Raw genomic sequence first — 20,240 nt, 5'->3', positions numbered from 1 at the left:
ATGATCTAGGTCTGGTAAATCTCGAGCATGTTAGGACAGGGTATGTGTTCAGTAATTATGCTGAATGGAAGTGTGCATGAGCCGTATACGAGGTCCGTACGTACGGTTCTGTAAGAGGGATGAGGCGGTAACGCCTCACCCTACTTGATATTGAAGCTAGCGATTACTCCGTATAGCGGGTAAGCAGTTCAATGGCGTAATGCATACGCTCGTGATCAATCTCTTGCTTTGGTAATAGTCGGTTGGTGCCGTCTTTTACTTCATAGAGACCGTTCCCTTTGAGTGAGAAGATCTTATCTTCTGATACAACAGCGTAGTCGCCGTAGTCTGCAACAATCGTGTAAGGACGTTCAACAAACTCACCGTAGAGATCTTCACCAACTGCATAGTCCTTGATGTCGTTAGTCACACCTAGGTAGTTCTTCATGATGGTTGGCACAAAGTCATAGTGTGTGGTCATCTTGCCTTGCGGCCATTGGTTAGCTTCTTTATCGATGCCAGCGCCAATCATAATAAACGGTACTTTAATTTGAGCTTCGGTGAAGTTACCGTTGTGACCCCAAAAGTTTTGGCCGTTGTCGTTAAGCTCTTCACCGTGGTCACCAGTAATAACGATCAGTGTATCGTCGTAGGTGCCTTCCGCTTTTAGCTTGGCAATCACTTCTTTGATTTTACTATCAACAAAGTGTGTGCTCGTTCGGTAGCGGTTGAAGATAGGCTCAGGATCGGAGTCGTTGCTGCGCACGAACGGGTTGTTTGCTCCAGACATTGGCTCAAACTTCGGTTCGTAGTCCGCAGGGAAAATGAATCCATGTGGCGCATCAAAGAATAAGAACGAGAATGTTGGTTTTGACTTGTTAGCGTCATACCAAGTCATCCAGTCGTCGACCAATTCAATATCACGCTCAGCTGCGTTGCCTTTGCTCTCACCACGAATACGCAGATTCGGGATGTTGGCGAAGATAGTACGGTTGAATTCTGGTGACTCGATGTGCGCTGATGTAAACACACCAATCTCGTAGTCTAGTTCTTGCAAACGATCCATCAGCAGTGTTGGACGTTGGTTCGCCAGCATTGGGTGCCAGTATGGTCCAGGCAGTCCGTAGAACAGGCCAAATGTACCCATTCGAGTTGCGTTACCCGAAGAGTAGTGTTTATCGAATGACAGACCTTCGTTATACAAGTCGTAAACGGTCGGCATGTACTCTGATGTCACGGTATCTGGGCGCCAAGAATCGATCAGGATCAACATGATGTTCTTTGGCTTAGAAGGCGCTTCACCTACGATTGGGTTAACAGGGTAGTTAAGACCCCCTTGTACTTTCGGTGCCTTTGCTTGGTTTCGCTCAAGTTCTTCACGATCTAGCCAACCCTTCTCCATTAGGAGTGAGTTTGCAATAGTAGGATAGAACAGTGGCAGATACTGATTAACGAACATGACAGGCTGATAGGTTTTCGCTGCAGCCCAAATATGAATGCCGTGGCTTGCCAATGTGGTGGCAATAAACAGTGGGAAAAATACTTTGCGAAGTTTTTTGGTCAACGTGAAGCTGCGAAGCTCCATTTTTCCTAGAGCCCACCATTGAAGTGCGAACACTGCGCCAAGACCAACCACAAGCATGAGCCACGCAGACCATGGAAATTCAACGATTTGTCCCGACATTACCATAGATAGCACTGGGTAGTTTAGGTGGAATCGGTAGAAGCCAAATACCATGGTATCGACAAACAAAAATCCTAAAGCAATGGTTGCGAGTAGCGCCAGTAGAGGACGTTTAATCTTCAATGGTAAGAAGCAAACCACTAAACCCACAAGCCAGAAGACTAACGCGAGTAGCGCCATATGGCTGAACAAACTGGTCACAGCAAACGAGAACTGAAGTCCGTCGAAGGGTAAGTCTGGGAAAAAAAGGAAATAACGAGCGCCAATTAGCGTCGCAAGCAATGCATTGAGGATCCAAAACTCATAGTAAGGACTCAGCTTTGATTTTAAAAACTTAAGCATATTCAATAGACCAAAATGTAAAATCTAGGTTTGTCGCACGTCGACAAGGGCGCATATTGTACGCGAGCGCGAAGGAGATTGAAACTTTTGCGGGTCAGAGGAGTGTAGAATGTTACACATTATTAGTCGTAATGATATTACCTGCGCCAACCAATAAATCAGCTTGGCGCAGGTAAACAGATGGATACTCAATTATTAGGCCAATGAAACTAGTTTGTGTACCATTTTATCTATGCCACTGGCGGCTTCAGATATACTGTTTGCTAACATATAGGCAGGAGTGGAGAGTACTTTGTTTCTTTCGTCATAGACAAAGTCGTCAACAGTACACTCAATATGGCGTCCACCGAGTGCATTAAAGCCTTCAGCCGTACCCGTATCGTTGCCGATGGTACCGAATACAGACTCTGGGTAAATCATTGGGATGATAACCGGGGCAATGCATAAGTAGCCAGCAGGCTTATTAGCTTGCTTGAAAGCCCGGCAAGCGGAAGCAACGCCAGCGTTAATGGAACACTCAGCGCCATTGATAGCAAAGTCGGTCAGGTTTTTAGCTGCACCGAAGCCGCCTGGTACAAGAAGTGCATCGTAGTCGTCGACATTCAGTTTTTCGACATCTTCAATATTGCCACGTGCAATCCGCGCCGCTTCAACCAAGACATTGCGTGATTCTTCTATTTCTTCGCCAGTGATATGATTAATGACATGATATTGCTCGACGTTTGGCGCAAAACAGTGCCACGTTGCGCCAGCCTTCTCAATGGCGTGCAAGGCCAACACAGACTCGTGAATTTCAGCGCCATCAAATACGCCTGAACCGCTTAGAATGACCGCTATTTTCTTCATAATTTGGACCTCAGTTGACTGTCAACTATGTGCTCAAACTCTCTCGACGATCCCACGCTTAAACGTGACTTGAGCACAGCTATATAGCGATATTAGTTGATTTTACAGCGGGTTGGACGAAGCCCAGTCAATAATGTGCTCCGCTAGACAAAAGTGCGATGGAGAGGGGATGAGAAAGGTAACAAACCGCTACCGATTTCATTTTACTGATTGTCTCGTAGTGCTTCACTGGTCACTAGGTGAGTGCTAGTTGAGTCGCCACCAGCTTTCGCTTGTGACGCGATCGTTTTTCGCGTTTAGATTCACTTGGACGAAACCTCTTCATATTCACCCTCGATAGTATTGCCGTTTGCGGTTTGGCCTTGTGCCTCACGTTGACGAGCAAATTCTTTGTCTAACTGCTTTTTAATACGGTTGCCAGTGATGAATGCAGCAATAGCCATTGGGATTGCCATTAGTAGGCTGAACATCATTGCCACAAAACCGATAAATAGTGCGCTAATGGTTAGGAGTGCTTGTTTCATAATGACCTCTTTGTAATAAACCGAATGCAAAAATGGACGAGTCTTTATGGGCATCCTTTACTGGTATCGCTCCTTTATATCGAAATACTACGCTAAGGAATATGAACCAAACATGAACATTGGTTCAAAAAGATGTTCATGTTTGGTGGGGAGGGTGTTTGAAGTAAGCAATTAGTCGCCTAATGGTTGGCGATCGCTTCCCGTTCTGTGGGTGTCTAAGGCGAGTTTTAAGCGGCGAAGGCGGTCGCGAGAGCGGCGCTTATGATTAACGGCGAGCTCCATAGCGATTACGTCAACTAAGGCAAGCATCGCATAGCGTGACGCAGATGGTTTGTAGATAAAATCAGTTTCTTTGTGAACGATAGGCAGAACAAGATCGCTAAGGTTCGCCAGTGGTGAGCCTGAAGGGGTAATAGCAATCACAGGGACGCCATATTGCTTCGCAGTTTCAGCCGTTTCGACCACGATTGGTGTGTGACCCGTCGCCGATATCACCACCATTACGTCGTTGGCATCGGCCGTTGCCGCCACCATGCGAGTGAGCAATCCATCATTGTAAGACACTACTGGGTAGCCAAGTCTAAACAGACGATGCTGCAACTCTTGTGAGGTGATGGTTGAGCCACCACCGACGCCAATCGCAATGATTTGCCTTGCTGAGTGAAGTAATTCCGCCGCCTTGCTGATGTCTGCTTCGTTAATAAGCGCTCGGTTGATGTCCAAAGCCTGTTTGATGGACTCGTAAATGCCTTGATGACCAGTCTGCACCGGCGGCTCAATAATAAAGCGCTGGCCTACCGCAAGTGATTGCGCCAGTTTGATTTTAAGGTCGCGAACATTTTTGCAGCCCACGGCTTTTGCAAAGCGAGTGATGGTGGCTTCGCTCACGCTCGCTTGGTCTGCGAGTTCCGTAATACTGGCGTTGGCAGCGCTGCTCACATCATCTGTGATAAGGTCAGCGACCTTTTTTTCTGCGTCACGAAGCGCACTGTAGCGCTCCGTGATTTGAGAAATAATGTCTATTTCTACGCTCAAAATGTTCCCTCTAGAATGCTGTCTCGACCCAATGTTCGACATTATGTTGGTCATCGCTAATTGCAATGTAGCGCCATTTGTCAAAGGTTAGGCAAGGGTGCGATGTTGAAAAGGCAATCATATCACCAACTTGGAGGTCGCAGTCCTCTGGAACGGATAAAAATGTGTGTTGATCCATCACATCCGTCGCCACAAGACCTGCTGTTTCTAATTGTGCACCATCGCGATAGATTCGCTCAGGAATAGGAAGCCCTGCGTCGAATGCCACATCGCGCTTGCCCAAGCCTATGATGGCTTTTGTGGATTCAGGGCGAGAAATGACATACGCCCAAACCTCTAAAGCGGAAGAGAGATCGCCGCCAAGCTCACAAGCAAAGCCTTGGTTTTTCTCTGCACGTTGCATCACTTTATGCTGGGCATCTAGATAGATACCGGTGTCATGAATGACGTAGCAGCCTGGGCGTAAAATGGCATCAAAGGCGTCGAGGTGGGCAAATTCTTCCGCGACCACGTCGTACCATGCAGAGCCAGCACCAGTGACGATTGGTTTTTCAGGCAGTAGATTGACTGCAACTAACTGACTTGCTAACTCAAGCGTGTTGGCAAGAAACTGACGGACACGGGCTTCTTCATCGCCACCGTGGATCACGCCCTCATAGACTTCAATCCCCACCAAATTTACGTTTGGCGTGTCTGTTATAAACTGAGCAAGCGCGATGACTTCATCGACTGTGCGACAGCCGCAGCGACCGCCTGCAACGCCGTATTCAATCAGAACGTCGATTGAGCTGTTAGCGTGTTCAAAGTAGTGCTGTAACTGCTGAATATTTTGCTTTGAATCGACACATACCATCACGCGAGCATCGGTGTCTTGTTGTACTCGATGAATCATGGCCATGTTGGCTTTGCCTACGAGTTGGTTGGCCATCATGATATTGGTGATACCACAGTGAGCGGCCACTTCAACTTGTGGGGCGGTGGCGACTGTCACTCCCCAAGCACCACACTCTTGCTGCTGACGGAAAAATTCCGGAGTCATGGTTGTTTTGCCATGTGGACAAAGTTTGACGCCGTGATGGTTGGCAAATTTTTGCATCCACTGCATGTTATTTTCTAAATGGCTGCGCTTAATCACGGCTGCAGGCAAGCTAATGTCTTCTTTAAGTAAGCTGTAGCTGGGCATTTCTTGGTCGCAGCATGCCATTCCTTTTTGACCAATTGCATATCCCAATGCATGGGTTTTGTGATTTTTTCTATCTTTTTCAAATAGATTGTTCATTTTGATTCTCACACTAACATGTATTAAGTTATTGATTGATAATGACTGATGGTGTTTATGATACTTGTCGTGTTAGAAACTATCAAACTTTACTGGTGTTTTTGTGTGTTTTGTCACTGAGTTTTATGAGGGTAATTTCTAACATAGGTGTCATGGAAAGCGTGAAGACGAGAGATAAGGTCATGTTGTTCGACACTATTATAAAAAATGTAGAAATCGTCGATGGAACCAATGAGGCGTCCTACCATGCCGATCTGGCTATTAAGCAAGATCGCATCGCTAAAATTGGTGATCTTGCTTGCTTTGAGGCGAGCACGATCATCGACGGCCAGGGTCAGGTGCTCAGTCCTGGTTTTATTGATGTTCACACTCACGATGATACCAATGTTATTCGTTACCCAGATTGCTTGCCGAAAATCAGTCAAGGCGTGACAACGGTGATTGTTGGTAACTGCGGCATCAGTGCATCACCGGCAACGTTACACGTTGCGCCGCCAGACCCGATGAATCTATTGGGTAAGCAAGAAGACTTTAAGTACCCTACGTTTGCAGAGTACGCGACTGCGGTTGAACAAGCGGAGCCTGCGGTTAATGTTGCTGCCTTGATAGGACACACCACACTTCGCAATAACGTGATGGATGAGCTGCTTCGTGAAGCCTCAGAAGATGAGCTTCAGGCCATGCAAACTGCATTAGCACAAGCGATGTCTGAAGGTGCGCTGGGATTAAGCTCTGGCTTGGCCTATGCCAGCGCTAAGCAGGCAACGGCCAGCGAAGTGATGCGTTTAGCCGAAGTATTAGCTGAGTTTGGCGGTATCTATACCACTCATATGCGCACAGAATTTGAAGAAATATTGAGTGCCATGGAAGAGGCCTTTGAGACAGGTCAACATGCCCGTGTCCCAGTGGTTATTTCTCACTTGAAATGCGCAGGCGCAGGAAACTGGGGAAGAACCGTTGAAGTGCTCGACTTGCTAGAAAAAACGGCGCAGCACCAAGATGTTTCCTGCGATTGCTACCCCTATTCAGCAAGCTCATCAACGCTTGATTTGAAACAAGTGACGGATGATTTCGATATTTTCATTACTTGGTCTGAAACAAAACCTGAGTATGCAGGGCAGCTCCTTGCTGACATCGCTAAGCAAATGGAGCTGCCACTGATGGAAGCGGCTAAAGCCATTCAACCAGCCGGCGCTGTGTATCACTGCATGGATGAAGAAGATGTCGAGCGAGTGCTTAAGCATAAGCTCACTATGGTGGGATCTGATGGGCTGCCAAACGATCCTCATCCACACCCAAGACTTTGGGGCACTTTCCCGAAAGTTCTTAACCATTACTGTAAAGATCGCGGTTTATTTCCTCTCGAGGAAGCAGTGCACAAAATGACGGGAATGTCAGCGAAGCGCTATAACCTGGCAAACAGAGGTGTTATCAAAGAGGGCGCGTTTGCTGACTTGGTTTTATTTAATAAGCACAACGTTCGTGATACCGCGACGTTTGAATCACCTATTTCTGTCGCTGATGGAATTGAATGTGTATTCGTAAACGGAAATATTAGCTATCAAAATAAATCAGTTGCCAAAAAAAGATTTGGTCGATTTATATATCGTGATAGCACTAATTGCTCTTGAATAATCATTATTCGAGATGTGTAACATTTAAATAAGAAGTAACAACTGGAGTAAACAATGACTATTAAACGCTATGGTGTAGAAGGTGGAACCGGTACTGGCGGACAACATTTACCCTTTGCTCGTGCAACAGAAGCTGGTGGCTTTCTCTATGTGTCGGGTCAAACACCGATGACAGATGGCGAGGTTGTTGAAGGTGGCATTGTTGATCAGTCGCGTTTAGCGATTCAAAACTGCGTCGATATTATGGAAGAAGCAGGTTACGGCCTTGAAGATGTCGTGCATGTGAAAGTCGTGCTAACGGATTCACGCTATTTCCAATCTTTCAATAAAGTGTTCAAAGAGTTCTTCGGTGCCAACCCGCCAGCGCGCATTTGCATGGTGTGTGACCTCGTAGTCGATGTGAAGGTTGAAGTCGATGTAACCTGCTATCGCGAAGATCGCAGATAAAATACTTGATTCAACAGTAATTAATTACATCAACGGCATGGGCTATGGCACCAAATACAGATCTCAATTTAATGCCTTATCCACGAACAGTGGAGCTAAGACAAGGCGCTGTCGTCATCGACAAAGACTTTAGTATTTACATCAAAGGTTTTAACTCTGAGCGCGTGGAAGCGACTGCAAAACGTTTTGTTAATCGTCTTGAGCGTCAAACGGGCTTTCCGACACTGAACTGGCAAGCGGAAAGCGCGAGTGAAGCAACCTTAGTGATTGATATCGACCAAGCGCCAAAATCGGCAGTGCAAGATATCAATGCTGATGAGTCCTATACGCTGGATGTTCAGAATGGTCAGATCGTGCTTAAAGCCAACCGCCCTTATGGTGCGATTCGTGGTATCGAGACTATCCTTCAGCTAGTAAAAACAGACGCCATCGGATACTCAGTACCGGCTATCTATGTAGAAGACGAACCACGTTTTCGCTGGCGTGGGGTCTCTTATGACACATCACGTCACTTTATTGAGATGGAAGTGATTTTGCGTCAGTTGGATGCTATGGCGTCTGCGAAGATGAACGTGTTCCACTGGCATATTTGGGATGACCAAGGCATTCGCATTCAGCTTGATAACTACACTAAGCTGTGGGAAAAAACCACAGATGGTGACTACTACACTAAAGATCAGATTCGCTATGTTGTCGAATATGCTCGTGAGTTGGGTATTCGTGTAGTACCAGAAATCTCGCTACCGGGTCATGCATCAGCGGTTGCCCATGCATATCCAGAGCTGATGTCAGGTTTGGGCGAGCAAAGCTACCCTCAGCAGCGCGAATGGGGTGTATTTGAGCCACTCATGGATCCAACCAATCCAGAACTTTACACCATGCTGAGCAGCGTGTTTGATGAAGTCGTTGAGTTGTTCCCTGACGAGTACTTCCACATCGGTGGTGATGAGCCGAACTACAAACAGTGGCAAGAGAATCCTCAGATTCAGGCGTTTATTAAGGAAAATAACTTAGATGGTGAGCGCGGCCTTCAGTCCTACTTGAATGCGAAAGTAGAGAAGATGCTTGAGGATCGCGGCAAGAAGATGACGGGCTGGGATGAGATTTGGCACAAAGACCTGCCTAAATCCATCGTTATTCAAAGCTGGCGCGGCCACGATAGTATTGGCCGAGCAGCGCAAGAGGGGTATCAGGGACTGCTTTCGACAGGTTATTACCTAGACCAACCTCAACCGACCAGCTACCACTACCGCAATGACCCTATGCCTCACGGTATTACTGTTGACGATAAACTGCATGAAGGCGAGCGATTTGTCAGCTACCAATGGGAGAAGCCGCGTACCAAAGGTGGTCCTCGCAAAGGCTTGCTGACGATCATTCAAGCTAAAGACGGCAGTATTCGTGCCTTTACTGATTACAACGGCAAATCTCGTACTGAAGTTGAAATTATCGAGTACACCCCAGGTGAAAGCTTCAAGGGTCACTTTGATAACTTCATGTCTTACACCGAGTTCAACTTAAAGCTTGCTGGCGACAAGTTGGCAGAGGGCAGCTATCAGCTTATTGGTAATGTGCGTTGGCCGACGACAGGTGAAATTGTGGCTTCTTCAGCTCAGTCTGGCTCAGTGATCCCAGAACCTACCGGTGGTTATCCAGCCGAGCTTACCGAGGAAGAGCAGTCGCTAATTCTTGGTGGTGAAATTACCGTTTGGGCGGAAAACATCAATACTCAAACCATGGAAAATCGCATTTGGCCACGCAGCTATGCAATTGCTGAGCGTTTCTGGTCTTTTGAAGAGCTAACCGATGAAGCAAGCATGTATAAACGTATGCGTGCTATCGATAATTGGTCTGAGATTTCTTTAGGGATGCGCCATCATGCGGACTCTAGAGTGATGATGCAACGCTTAGCAAATGGCGCTGATATCACGCCGCTACTAGCTTTAGCGCGATACACTGAGCCTGCGCAGTACTATGCTCGTAACTGGGAGAAATGGATTCAAACGGAAAACCATGGCGACCTTTACAATCAGCATGAGCGTTTGAATCGTTTTGCTGATGCCCTGCCGGTTGAGAGCTACGCCGTTTATGAAATGAGTGACTTGGTGGAGCAGGTCGAGAAGGGTGACAAGCAAGCATTAACAGCGTTAGAGCAGCACTACCAAACGGTTTTGAACGCTGCCACTGCTGCAGAGCCTGTGTTTGCCGCCAACGTGGCTTCTGTCGATACAGTGGCACTGACCAAAGCGACCAAGCAGGTCGCTGAGGTAGGCTTAACCTTGGTATCAAAGGCGAAGTCTGGTGAAAGCGTAAGCAAAGCGGATGCACAGGCGTATCAAGCAATGATTAACGAGTCTGCGATTATCATTGATGAAACGATCGTTGCTATCGTTAAGCCGACAGAAATGCTACTGAATACGTTCACTAAGTAACGATAGTTTTAGAGCGGCAAGCCGGGTATTACTTCAGGGTACAATCCAAAGTAATACCCGGCTTTTTTTGTTAGAGATGGGAGTCTGAGACGAACATTATTGGCTGGCCTGATAACCCCTGCTTATCAGGCTAATAACGACAAGTGAATTCCTTGAAGCACATTGAAACAGTATTCTTTCTCTCGTAGACACAACCGATGCGAGAACCCCGCTATGACAATCACTCAACACTCTGTTAAATCACTTTTTGCTGTTGCAACCCTAGCTCTCCTTGCTGGTTGCGCTTCACCTGCTTTCGATAAGGAAAATGAGAATGCAGCACGTAATAGAGGCGCAGCGGGAGGCGCATTACTTGGTGCCACAATGGGCGTACTGACAGGCGAACCTGAACTGGCTGTCAAAGGCGCGGTTGCTGGCGGTGTCGCTGGTGGCGTTGCAGGCTCGATGAAAGACTTGGATGACTCTCGTGAAACCGGCCGTACAGAAACGCTAGCTGAGGGAATAAAGCAAGACAATCGCAGTGATGCGGAGAAGCGAGCTGACGAGCTAGAGGCTGAAATTCGTATCCGTGAGTTAGAGCAAAAACTGGCTGAAATGGAGAAGGCTCAACAAGTGGAGTCTAGCCAAGAAGGCTAATCACGTTGTTTTAGCAAGCATTAGCTTAGATTTTGAGACAAAGAAAAGGCCGATTGATAAATCAATCGGCCGAAAACAGTGTGAACAAATCGGTTCACTAACAACGTCAGTTGGCTAGGTGACTTCATTGCTGAAGTCATAATCTATGTAGCATGATGTGTGCCAACTTTGCCGAAAGCTATTTACCGACTTTTTGTGCGTCATTACACATAAAAGATTCGAGATGTTCTTATAATGCAAATGCAAACCGCAATATATTTGCAATATGCAACTTTACTGACACTCCACTCAAGAAGCTCTGCCGAATTTTCATTTCAATTTACGTTAAGAATGTGATGCTTTTGTGGCATGCCCTCGTAATCTTGACTAATTTTAGAAGCGGACACTTTAAATTTAGACTCAAAAGCGCATTGAGAATGGTGAAAGGTGCCATAACGCAGTTCAAATTTGTCTAGTACGTCTATACTGAGGAACTCTCACACATGCAGCCAGCTCCTATTCCCGCCGATGATGATTACCGTTTGAAGGTTGTCAGGCAGCTTAATATCGACAGTGTGCCAGAGGAGCGTTTCGATCGAGTGACACGGTTAGCAAAACGGATGTTTGATGTCGAGATTGCTTTGTTAACCATCGTTGACAGAGACACACAGTGGTTCAAGTCCAATGTAGGACTCGCTGTGAATCAAACGGGTCGTGGAGAATCATTTTGTGGTCATGCGATTTTAGGTGACGAGCCATTCATTATTCACGATGCCTCTATTGATGAACGCTTTCGCGATAATCCTTTGGTGACGGGTGACCCTAACATCCGCTTTTATGCCGGCGTTCCCATAAAAATAGAGGGCGGTGTCAAGGTTGGTACCTTGTGCGTTATAGACAGTAAACCGAGGCTGTTTACCGATCAGCAAGTTCATGATCTGATCGATCTCGCGAAGTTAGCCGAATCTGAGCTGGTGGCGAACTTAAACTCCACCCTTGATGAGTTGACTCAAATTTCCAATCGACGTGGTTATCGAGTACTGGCCGACAAAGTGATTCAAAAATGTCGTTTTTCTACGGAGCCGTACACCCTAGCCTTGTTTGACCTCAATAACTTCAAAGCCATCAACGATACTTTCGGACATTCTGTTGGCGACGAGGCATTACGCCAATTTGCCAAATTGCTAAGGTCGAGTTTTAGAGACTCTGACGTGATTGCAAGAGTAGGGGGAGATGAGTTTGTCGTTTTGATGTCCGGAACCACAGGAAACGACTCCAAGTTTCCAATGACACGCTTTAATGACAAAGTCGCGTCGTTTAATCGCAATCATCAAGCGGTTTACGCTTTAAATTATTGCGTTGGCGTTGTTTGTTGCACTCCGCTCGATAATGTAGATCACGACGAACTGCTTGACCTAGCTGACAAAGCGCTTTACTTAAACAAAGCCACTCAAGGACAAGGTTAAACGTGACTCTTTCTAACAGTCATTAATTAAAGACAGCTTTTCTACAAACGCCTTTTTTGCACGTAGCTTTTTTGCAAATAGGTAAGAAGCCCATCCAGAGATGAATAATGCAGATCTGCGCCGAAGGTGTCTGGCTCATGGCTTGAGTTGGAAATAAAACAGCTTAAACAACCGGCGTTTTGCGCCGTAAGAATGTCGTATTGATGGTCGCCAACATAAAGAACGTTGTGTTGCTCTAGCTGCCACTTGTCTACAAGGTGTAACAGCGCACTGGGATCAGGTTTGGCAGGAAAGTCTTCTCTAGTGATAAGCTCTTCTATTGTTAGTGAATGAGCGCTTAACTTCTTTGTCGCGGCCTCACGACAATTTCTGGTGATGATGCCAAATCTTAAGCCTTCGTTTGATAACCAATCTGTCAGCGAACGTGCGCCTGCCATTAAATCACTGGCTTCGGCATCGTCGAGTTCATACTTAAGTATGGTCTCAATGCGTTGCTGCCGTTGGTTATCACAAAAGGTTTCATCGACATGGGTTAATAAGTCCTTTTCAGCAGGACAAGCGAGTTCTAGTCTTAGCTGCTGAAAGTTGATGTTTGATGTCACCAGTGTGTTGTCTAAATCAAATACTACCGCTTTAATCATTGAAATGAGTCAGTCCTTGCTAAGTCGTGCTTTTGATACGTTTACCTAGAGAGTTTAGACGACTTTAGCACTGACTTATTTTGCGTATCACGATATTTATCCAGAATTCGAATTGCTTCATGGATATTGACCTCAACTAGGTTCACTAGCGACTGCATCTCCTCTAGTGCAGGCCAAATTTCGCTGTCGAGTGTGGTTTGAAGTGAACGCCTTTTTCTGTACAGATCGAAGAGTAGGTCGTGACGATGGGCGAACAGAGATCGCTGATAGCAAAATCAATGGCCTCAAGTTCAAGTTTGCCTTCTTCAATTTTTGAGATATCGAGAATATCGTTAAGCAACGAAAGTAGATTTTGCTTTGTTAGAAGCATCAGCATTATCAACCGCTAGTCGTAAGTCCCGCTCTAGGTTTTTTCGGACACTGCTATCACGTTCTACGGCAATGAACTGCTCGACCTCTTGTTGATGGTTTCTGATGGGCGTTATTGCGATGTCAATCCAATACGGGGTCCCATCTTTGTGATAGTTAATCAACTCTGACTGGACAGGCTCACCCTTTCTCAGATGTGCTGCAATGTTAGCAACTTCCTGATGTGACGTTTCTCTCCCTTGCAAAAAACTACCGGGCTTTAGTCCGATGACTTCCTTCACTTGGTAGCCAGAGAGTCGTTCGAATGCCGTATTTGCCCAAGTAACAAAACCGTTTTTATCTGTGATGATAATGGCGTCGCTTGCGTGCTCGACCACAAGGGCTAAATGAGAACGTTCTTTTTCTTTGGTGAAAAGCTCACGATTGAGTTTGGCTTCGCGATATTGTTGTATCCATTGACGCCAGTAAATATATCCGCCAAGAAACACAAATAGCATGACGCCGGAGAAAATGACGTGTCCTTGAAGGTTGGATGTCCTCGTCATCCAATAGGTGTTGACGTCATTGAGTAAGGTGTGAATTTCGCTGCCAAGTAGCGCTTGCTTCTCTTGTTCTATTTCATTTTTGACTCGGCTGTTAAGTCGGATGTAACTGTCGATTGCGAGGATGGTCTTGTTGGTTTGTGCATTATTAGTCAGTGCCTGACGTGCTATTTGATTGTCAAAGTATTGATAGAGTTTAAGTTTGTCGGTATTGGAAGTTGATGCTGATAGCAGTCCTCGTTGCAGCTCTTTTAACGTACTGCCGGAATATTCAAAGGATACCTTAGCGCTTAGTAGGCGTTCCAACCTTTGGGTGAAACCGAGCACTTGGTTCTTGATATGACGTCCAAACTGCACGCCTTGTTCGGGTATCGGGCTGATAATAGAGAGGTAACGTTGTTGGTTCTGAAACAGGTTGTCGTAGAGGCTCCCAGCTTCGAGTTCTATGGTGACCAACTCATTAGAGAAATTGTCATAGGTCTGTTCATTGTTGTAGTCAAAGGTGTAGATGTCCTCAAGGGATTGAGTAATTTGATGGGATAGAGCGAGATACGCCTGCTGATAGGTTTCACTAACCCGACTGTGAGACACACTGATTACTAGCCATAATGCTGAGAGCACAATCGCCATTTGATAGAGCGTTTCGACACGCTTTTTGGTGAGTATTCGTCGAGTCATGGTATTAGCTCCTCGAGTACGGGAGGTGGCGGTGCAGAGAGAGCGTTGAGAAACGCTTTTAATTCGAGAATCGTGCTCGGTTCGAGCTCTCGGCCTAGTTGAACGTAGGCCATAGTAACAATCGCCGCTTCTAACGTATCCGCTCGTCCATCGTGAAAGTAAGGGGCAGTGTTAGCCACGTTTCGCAGACTAGGAACACGAAAAACCCCTATATCAGACTTCAGTCAGGTGACGTTGTAACGACCAAGGTCCGACTCTTGCTCACTGGTGTTGTTTAAGTTGCCAAACTTTTGAAATAAATTGCCTCCAATATTCCTACCTTGGTGACAAGCGATACAGCCTAGTGTTTTAAATTTCAGCCAGCCATTCTTTGCGGCTTGTGTCATTGCTGCCTCATTTCCTCTTAAAAAAAGGTCGAATGGTGCGTCTGGTGTATCGAGAGCTGCCATGAAGCCTTTCAAAGACTCTTTGATGGTCGCTTCATCAATCGCACCGTTAAAATGAGTATTGAACTGCTGTTTATAGGTGGGAACAGAGGCGACATAGCGTGTGATTTTTTGCCAGTTAGTGTTCATCTCTAACGGATTGTGAACCGGACCATCCATTTGTGTCTCCAGGCTAGAAGCTCTCCCATCCCAGAAAAAACGCGAATTGTGGGAAACGTTGAATACTGTAGGAGAGCTCCTAGCACCAAGACCTTGTACCCCTAATGATACTTGCCTATTTTCTGCTCCATTATCAAATATGTGGTGACAGGACTCACAGCTAACGCGATTATTTGAGGATACGTTAGGATCTAAAAAGATCTGCATCCCTAGTTTGGCAATGTTCCGTTCTCGGTTACTAAGTGCTGGTTTAGGGATAGGCTGAATGAGTTGGGAACTTATATTTTTGATACTGATGGTGGTTTCTGAACGGGCATCACTCACCGGCTCTTTCGGTGCAGAAAAATTAAAAAATAGGTACGTTGTCAATGTGATAAGAGCACCAAGAGCGCCCAACCACCTTATAACTACAATGTTCATCATATGTATCATTTATATTGATCGTGCGTATCATTATGAGATACTCATTTGCTGTTTCAATTTAAGATGAAAAAACGAAAAAAAGAATGAACTTGTCGCTAATTGGTGGTCTTAACAAGAGTTTTTTTATTCCATAAGCTTTAGCAGGCATAGGGTATGAATGGATACGTTATAGTTTTGTGTAAGGTTTGTTGCTTTTTGCTACGCTTAATGTAACTTGTGAAATAGTGTGTATTGGATCTCGTTAACCAAATAGTGTGTTGGTTTTTATAAATTTTTATTGGGTGGTTGTTATGAAAACTCATTTACGTGCTCTTACTCTGGCAGCAGCAATTGGTGTTGCGTTGACAGGGTGTAGCCCCGAACCAGAACAGACAGTGGAAGCACCGGTAGTAAGGCCTGTGAAGACTGTTGTTATTGGCCTAGAAAACCAAAGCATGATTCGCGAATTTCCAGCAAGAGTGCTTGCATCGAATCGTGCAGATATGGCGTTCCGCGTTTCTGGAAAAGTGAACAGTATTCCTGTTAAAGAAGGCGACAATGTTAAGAAAGGAACGGTGCTAGCGACCCTTGATGACACTAACTTTAAGCTAGCGGTTCGTGATACTAGTGCAACGTTGCAACGTACTCAAGCGGATTTCAAACGTGCTCAAGAGCTGATTAAAGACAATTTTATCTCTCAGAAAGACTTCGAGCAGCTGCGCGCTAACTTAACGAGAGCGAAAGCAGCGTATGACAAAGCGAATACAGAGCTAGGCTACACCAAACTTCTTGCCCCTTTTGATGGCTTTGTCGCGCAGCGTGATATTCAAAACTTCGAGAACGTTGAAGCGAAACAAGTGGTGTTCACTTTCCAAAACCTTAATTCGCTTGAACTTAAATTCAACGTGCCAGAAAAATTGGTTCGTCAGATCCGTGATGAGCAAGCAGAAGATCCGGTAGACATTCCAGTTTTTGCTTACTTCGATACGGCTCGTGAAAAACCGTATCCAGTAACAGTGACAGAAGTATCTTCTAAAGCAGACTCGGACACTCAAACGTTCGAAGTGACGGTATCGATGGAAGCGCCAACGGATCAAAACATCCTCCCCGGTATGACTGGCTACGTCACAGCTGACTTCTCTAAGCTTCAGGAAACATCTGGGTCAGTTCAAGTACCAGCGACGGCAGTCGTGAGCGACAACGCACATGGTGCGACGGTCTGGGTAGTGAAAGATGACAACACAGTCGCGCCTAAGTCGGTAGAAGTGTCAACGATGTCCGGTGACCGTATTACGATTCTATCTGGCCTTGAGATGGGTGAACGCATTGTCACTGTTGGTGTTCCATTCCTAATTGATGGTATGGAAGTGAGCCTGATGCCAGAGATCGATCAAGCGCAATAACCCACTGTGACTCAGCAAGAAGAGAAGTTATATGAATTTAGGTGAGTATTCAGTAAAGAATAAAGTCAACAGTTGGCTGCTAGTGCTGTTGATGACGATTGGTGGTGTATTAGCCTACTTTGAAATGGGTAAACTTGAAGACCCTGCATTCACAATCAAAGAAGCGAAAATCATCACTACCTATCCGGGCGCGTCGCCACAAGAAGTGTACGACGAAGTCACGTATCACATTGAAGATGCGGTTCGCCTCTTGGGGCAAGTAAAACGCATCAAACGCTCGGTTACACGTGAAGGTCTGTCTGACATCACGATTGAGTTTAAAGATGAATACAGCTCTGCCGAAATGCCGGGTATTTACGATGAACTACGTCGTAAAATTGCGGACAACAAGCATAAGCTGCCTCCAGGTGCTGGAGAGCCACAAATTATCGACGACTTTGCCGATGTTTATGGTGGTTTCTTAGCGCTGAATGGTGAAGGCTACACATACCGTGAGCTTAAAGATGTTGCTGACAACCTGAAGAAGCAACTGGTCTTGGTGCCGGGTGTGCGTAAGGTGTCGATTGATGGTGACCAAAAAGAAGTGGTCTATGTGCAAATGTCACGCACTAAGATGGCTGAGCTTGGTATCGACATGGCAACAATCGAAAACTTGCTTCAGTCGCAAAACTTGGTGTCTGATTCTGGTCGATTCCGCGTTGGTCCTGAGTACATTCGTATTGAACCGACTGGCTCCTTTAAGCACGTAAGTGAAATCGAAGACCTACTTATCTCTAGTACTGATAAGAAGCTTATCCGTCTGGGTGATGTTGCAAGGGTAACTCGTGAATACAGCGACGAGCCAAGCAAGCTTATTTACTTCAACGGTAAACCGTCACTTACGGTTGGTATTTCGATGCTAAGCGGTCGTAATGTGGTTGAAGTCGGTGGTCTTATTGAAGACAAGCTTGCGAGTCTTGAGAACCAGATCCCGCTGGGTATGAATCTCGACATCATCTACAACCAGCCAAATGAAGTTGATCAGTCGGTTGCAGGGTTTGTTACCAACACAGTCGAAGCGTTGATCATCGTAGTTGTTGTTCTACTTGCGTTTATGGGACTACGCGTCGGCCTTATTATCGGTGCGGTTCTCATGATTACCGTTGCTGGTACGCTAGCATTAATGCACCTTTATGGTATCGAGCTACAACGTATCTCTCTTGGTGCACTGATCATTGCCCTGGGTATGCTGGTGGATAATGCCATCGTTGTCGCCGAAGGTATGATGATACGGATCAAGCGTGGCATGCCTGCCATGAAAGCTGCGGGTGAAGTTGTTGGTGCTAACGGTTGGGCACTTCTTGGCGGTACCGCGGTAGGTATCCTTGCGTTTGCTGCGATTGGTATGTCGCAAAGTAACACTGGTGAATTCACGCGCTCTCTGTTCTACGTTATCTTGATTTCGCTATCTTTGAGCTGGGTGACCGCTGTGTCGACCACGCCACTATTGTGTGCGTTGCTTCTTAAGAAGGAAGACAAGAAAGAAGGCGAAGAAGAGAAAGACCCATATGCTGGTGCTGGATTTGTTATCTATAAGGGTATCCTTCAGTTTGCCTTAAAACAGCGCGTGTTGACTATTGGTGTCATTCTCGCGATGTTTGTTTCGGCAGTTTGGGGCTTTGGCTTTGTTAAGAATGCTTTCTTCCCAAATGCGAACACGCCAATGTTCTTCGTTGACGTTTGGGAAGTAGAAGGCACAGACATTCGTCAAACTCGCGATGATACGTTGAAAGTGGCTGAGTTTATTCGCGGTCAAGAGGGTGTTGAATGGACTGCAACCTTTATCGGTGGCGGTGCTTCTCGTTTCTCGTTGGTATACACACCGCAAGATTCAACCAAGGCGTATGGTCAGATTATTATTCGTACTGAAAATCGAGACGTGATTGCACCACTGCAAGCTAAAATCGATCAGTTTATGACGGAAAATATCGAGAGCATTGAACCTAAGATAAAAGGCCTACGTATCGGTCCGGGACGTGACTCTAAGATTGAAGCGCGTTTTGCTGGCCCAGATCCAGAAGTATTGCGCGATCTTTCGTCACAAGCTGAAGCGATCATGCATGCTGATCCTGGTGCGAAGGAAGTTCGAAACGACTGGCGTCAACCGGTCAAACTTATCAAGCCGATTTTCAACGAGCAGGTTGCTCGTCAACTTGGCGTGACAAGAACGGAACTGACCGCCTCATTGCGTGCAGCAAGTGAAGGTACGCAGGTGGGGATCTACCGTGACGGTGTGCGCCTACTACCAATCTACTTCCGTGCTGATGCTAGCGAGCGACAGGATGTATCACAGTTGATGGATGCACAGGTCTACAGCCCTGTATTGGAACGTACAGTGCCAATTGCTCAGGTTGTTGTTGGCTTTGAGACGGTTTGGGAAGATGCAATGATTCGTGGACGTGACCGTCTAACGACGATTATTGCCTCGGCTAACCCTACGGGTGAACTTGCAGCACCACTATTCGAGCGTTTGAAACCGCAAATAGAAGCTATCGAACTGCCGCCTGGTTACACTATGGACTGGGGTGGTGAGTACGAAGATTCTGCGGAAGCGCAAGGTGCATTGTTTAGTGCGATCCCAGTATCGTTCATAATGATGATCATCGTAGTCGTGCTTCTATTTGGTAAAGTGCGTCAGCCACTTATCATTTGGATTACCGTACCCTTGGCAATTATAGGTATTACGGCAGGTCTGCTGTTACTTGACGGTGCGTTTGACTTTATGGCGCTACTGGGTGCCCTGAGTTTGATAGGTCTACTCATCAAGAATGCGATCGTTCTCCTCGAAGAGATCGACATGCAAGCGGAAGAGAAGCCAATTTACGATGCGATCATCGACTCTTCGATCTCACGTATGCGACCAGTAATGCTGGCAGCGTGTACAACGATCTTGGGTATGATCCCGCTACTCAGCGATGTGTTCTTCGTTAACATGTCGATTACCGTTATGTTTGGTCTTGGCTTTGCGACTGTATTGACCTTGGTGTTTATCCCAGTGATGTACGCGATTTTGTTTAAAGCAAAGAATCCAAGTTAATAAGAAACTGACGGAATAAATTCGCTAAATACAAAAGCCCAGGTAACGATACCTGGGCTTTTTAATGCTAGAAGATGAGCCCGTTGGCTTATTGCTTTGGGCTTAGCTTCCTGTTGTCTCTTTTAGGAATGCAGAGAAGGCCATCCATGATTTTTTATCAGGTTTCTATCGAATATTTGCAAAGTACGAACCGGTAATGATCTAACTCATAGTAATTGCTTGTGTGTATACTAGAGGTTCT

General features: G+C 46.1%; 17 protein-coding genes. 7 read left to right on the top strand and 10 right to left on the bottom strand.

Annotated features, from left to right (window positions below):
- Window positions 1-163 precede the first annotated feature (163 nt).
- From ACJB0T_RS03845 to ACJB0T_RS03825, 5 genes are all read right to left on the bottom strand, one after another.
- Window positions 164-2,005, bottom strand: a complete 1,842-nt coding sequence (locus ACJB0T_RS03845; protein WP_479292732.1) for a DUF3413 domain-containing protein — start codon at window positions 2,003-2,005, stop codon at window positions 164-166.
- Window positions 2,006-2,200: 195 nt separating this feature from the next.
- Window positions 2,201-2,851, bottom strand: coding sequence for an isoprenoid biosynthesis glyoxalase ElbB (elbB, locus tag ACJB0T_RS03840; protein ID WP_479292734.1), 651 nt, complete (start codon window positions 2,849-2,851; stop codon window positions 2,201-2,203).
- Window positions 2,852-3,153: 302 nt separating this feature from the next.
- Window positions 3,154-3,375 carry a hypothetical protein gene (locus ACJB0T_RS03835; protein WP_042501664.1) on the bottom strand — a complete coding sequence of 74 codons (222 nt, stop codon included), beginning with the start codon at window positions 3,373-3,375 and terminating at the stop codon, window positions 3,154-3,156.
- 171 nt (window positions 3,376-3,546) lie between these two features.
- On the bottom strand, window positions 3,547-4,410 hold the full coding sequence (locus tag ACJB0T_RS03830) for a MurR/RpiR family transcriptional regulator (RefSeq protein WP_479292736.1): 864 nt from the start codon (window positions 4,408-4,410) through the stop codon (window positions 3,547-3,549).
- Between the two features lie 10 nt (window positions 4,411-4,420).
- Complete coding sequence (locus tag ACJB0T_RS03825; protein ID WP_479292738.1) at window positions 4,421-5,689, bottom strand: amino acid deaminase; 1,269 nt, start codon at window positions 5,687-5,689, stop codon at window positions 4,421-4,423.
- Window positions 5,690-5,871: 182 nt separating this feature from the next.
- On the opposite strand from ACJB0T_RS03825, the gene ACJB0T_RS03820 reads away from it, so the two are divergent.
- The 5 genes from ACJB0T_RS03820 (at window position 5,872) to ACJB0T_RS03800 (ending at window position 12,283) form a co-directional block, all read left to right on the top strand.
- The gene (locus tag ACJB0T_RS03820) at window positions 5,872-7,320 is read left to right on the top strand and encodes an N-acyl-D-amino-acid deacylase family protein (RefSeq protein ID WP_479292739.1); all 1,449 of its coding nucleotides are present in this window, start codon (window positions 5,872-5,874) and stop codon (window positions 7,318-7,320) included.
- A 57-nt stretch (window positions 7,321-7,377) separates the two neighbouring features.
- Window positions 7,378-7,770 carry a RidA family protein gene (locus ACJB0T_RS03815; protein WP_042501660.1) on the top strand — a complete coding sequence of 131 codons (393 nt, stop codon included), beginning with the start codon at window positions 7,378-7,380 and terminating at the stop codon, window positions 7,768-7,770.
- A 44-nt stretch (window positions 7,771-7,814) separates the two neighbouring features.
- Window positions 7,815-10,202 (top strand): family 20 glycosylhydrolase, encoded by a 2,388-nt coding sequence (locus tag ACJB0T_RS03810; protein WP_479292741.1) that lies wholly within the window; start codon window positions 7,815-7,817, stop codon window positions 10,200-10,202.
- Window positions 10,203-10,415: 213 nt separating this feature from the next.
- Window positions 10,416-10,838, top strand: coding sequence for a YMGG-like glycine zipper-containing protein (locus ACJB0T_RS03805; RefSeq protein ID WP_112463049.1), 423 nt, complete (start codon window positions 10,416-10,418; stop codon window positions 10,836-10,838).
- Window positions 10,839-11,320: 482 nt separating this feature from the next.
- Window positions 11,321-12,283 (top strand): GGDEF domain-containing protein, encoded by a 963-nt coding sequence (locus tag ACJB0T_RS03800; RefSeq protein WP_479292744.1) that lies wholly within the window; start codon window positions 11,321-11,323, stop codon window positions 12,281-12,283.
- A 41-nt stretch (window positions 12,284-12,324) separates the two neighbouring features.
- On the opposite strand, the gene ACJB0T_RS03795 is transcribed toward ACJB0T_RS03800, so the two are convergent.
- From ACJB0T_RS03795 to ACJB0T_RS03775, 5 genes are all read right to left on the bottom strand, one after another.
- The gene (locus ACJB0T_RS03795; protein WP_479292745.1) at window positions 12,325-12,924 is read right to left on the bottom strand and encodes an HAD family hydrolase; all 600 of its coding nucleotides are present in this window, start codon (window positions 12,922-12,924) and stop codon (window positions 12,325-12,327) included.
- A gap of 163 nt (window positions 12,925-13,087) precedes the next feature.
- A complete protein-coding gene (locus ACJB0T_RS03790) occupies window positions 13,088-13,294 on the bottom strand; it encodes a hypothetical protein (RefSeq protein WP_479292747.1) in 207 nt (68 codons plus the stop codon).
- Entirely contained in the window at window positions 13,257-14,513 is a 1,257-nt protein-coding gene (locus ACJB0T_RS03785) for a PAS domain-containing protein (protein WP_479292748.1), read from the bottom strand. Before ACJB0T_RS03785 ends, ACJB0T_RS03790 begins: the two co-directional genes overlap by 38 nt.
- On the bottom strand, window positions 14,510-14,692 hold the full coding sequence (locus tag ACJB0T_RS03780; RefSeq protein WP_479292749.1) for a hypothetical protein: 183 nt from the start codon (window positions 14,690-14,692) through the stop codon (window positions 14,510-14,512). Before ACJB0T_RS03780 ends, ACJB0T_RS03785 begins: the two co-directional genes overlap by 4 nt.
- Before the next feature lie 45 nt (window positions 14,693-14,737).
- Complete coding sequence (locus tag ACJB0T_RS03775; protein WP_479292751.1) at window positions 14,738-15,541, bottom strand: cytochrome-c peroxidase; 804 nt, start codon at window positions 15,539-15,541, stop codon at window positions 14,738-14,740.
- Window positions 15,542-15,831: 290 nt separating this feature from the next.
- On the opposite strand from ACJB0T_RS03775, the gene ACJB0T_RS03770 reads away from it, so the two are divergent.
- Both ACJB0T_RS03770 and ACJB0T_RS03765 read left to right on the top strand, forming a co-directional pair.
- The gene (locus ACJB0T_RS03770) at window positions 15,832-16,923 is read left to right on the top strand and encodes an efflux RND transporter periplasmic adaptor subunit (RefSeq protein WP_479292753.1); all 1,092 of its coding nucleotides are present in this window, start codon (window positions 15,832-15,834) and stop codon (window positions 16,921-16,923) included.
- 31 nt (window positions 16,924-16,954) lie between these two features.
- A complete protein-coding gene (locus ACJB0T_RS03765) occupies window positions 16,955-19,999 on the top strand; it encodes an efflux RND transporter permease subunit (RefSeq protein ID WP_479292755.1) in 3,045 nt (1,014 codons plus the stop codon).
- Window positions 20,000-20,240 lie beyond the last annotated feature (241 nt).

Source organism: Vibrio sp. CB1-5, from assembly GCF_059412285.1.
This window is presented reverse-complemented; position numbering and strand designations above follow the sequence as displayed.

What these genes read in the sequence shown, in the direction of transcription:
- ACJB0T_RS03845 (WP_479292732.1), bottom strand. Translation starts at nt 2,005, where the DNA reads ATGCTTAAGTTTTTAAAATCAAAGCTGAGTCCTTACTATGAGTTTTGG.
- elbB (WP_479292734.1), bottom strand. Translation starts at nt 2,851, where the DNA reads ATGAAGAAAATAGCGGTCATTCTAAGCGGTTCAGGCGTATTTGATGGC.
- ACJB0T_RS03835 (WP_042501664.1), bottom strand. Translation starts at nt 3,375, where the DNA reads ATGAAACAAGCACTCCTAACCATTAGCGCACTATTTATCGGTTTTGTG.
- ACJB0T_RS03825 (WP_479292738.1), bottom strand. Translation starts at nt 5,689, where the DNA reads ATGAACAATCTATTTGAAAAAGATAGAAAAAATCACAAAACCCATGCA.
- ACJB0T_RS03820 (WP_479292739.1), top strand. Translation starts at nt 5,872, where the DNA reads ATGTTGTTCGACACTATTATAAAAAATGTAGAAATCGTCGATGGAACC.
- ACJB0T_RS03815 (WP_042501660.1), top strand. Translation starts at nt 7,378, where the DNA reads ATGACTATTAAACGCTATGGTGTAGAAGGTGGAACCGGTACTGGCGGA.
- ACJB0T_RS03810 (WP_479292741.1), top strand. Translation starts at nt 7,815, where the DNA reads ATGGCACCAAATACAGATCTCAATTTAATGCCTTATCCACGAACAGTG.
- ACJB0T_RS03805 (WP_112463049.1), top strand. Translation starts at nt 10,416, where the DNA reads ATGACAATCACTCAACACTCTGTTAAATCACTTTTTGCTGTTGCAACC.
- ACJB0T_RS03800 (WP_479292744.1), top strand. Translation starts at nt 11,321, where the DNA reads ATGCAGCCAGCTCCTATTCCCGCCGATGATGATTACCGTTTGAAGGTT.
- ACJB0T_RS03795 (WP_479292745.1), bottom strand. Translation starts at nt 12,924, where the DNA reads ATGATTAAAGCGGTAGTATTTGATTTAGACAACACACTGGTGACATCA.
- ACJB0T_RS03790 (WP_479292747.1), bottom strand. Translation starts at nt 13,294, where the DNA reads ATGCTTCTAACAAAGCAAAATCTACTTTCGTTGCTTAACGATATTCTC.
- ACJB0T_RS03785 (WP_479292748.1), bottom strand. Translation starts at nt 14,513, where the DNA reads ATGACTCGACGAATACTCACCAAAAAGCGTGTCGAAACGCTCTATCAA.
- ACJB0T_RS03775 (WP_479292751.1), bottom strand. Translation starts at nt 15,541, where the DNA reads ATGATGAACATTGTAGTTATAAGGTGGTTGGGCGCTCTTGGTGCTCTT.
- ACJB0T_RS03770 (WP_479292753.1), top strand. Translation starts at nt 15,832, where the DNA reads ATGAAAACTCATTTACGTGCTCTTACTCTGGCAGCAGCAATTGGTGTT.
- ACJB0T_RS03765 (WP_479292755.1), top strand. Translation starts at nt 16,955, where the DNA reads ATGAATTTAGGTGAGTATTCAGTAAAGAATAAAGTCAACAGTTGGCTG.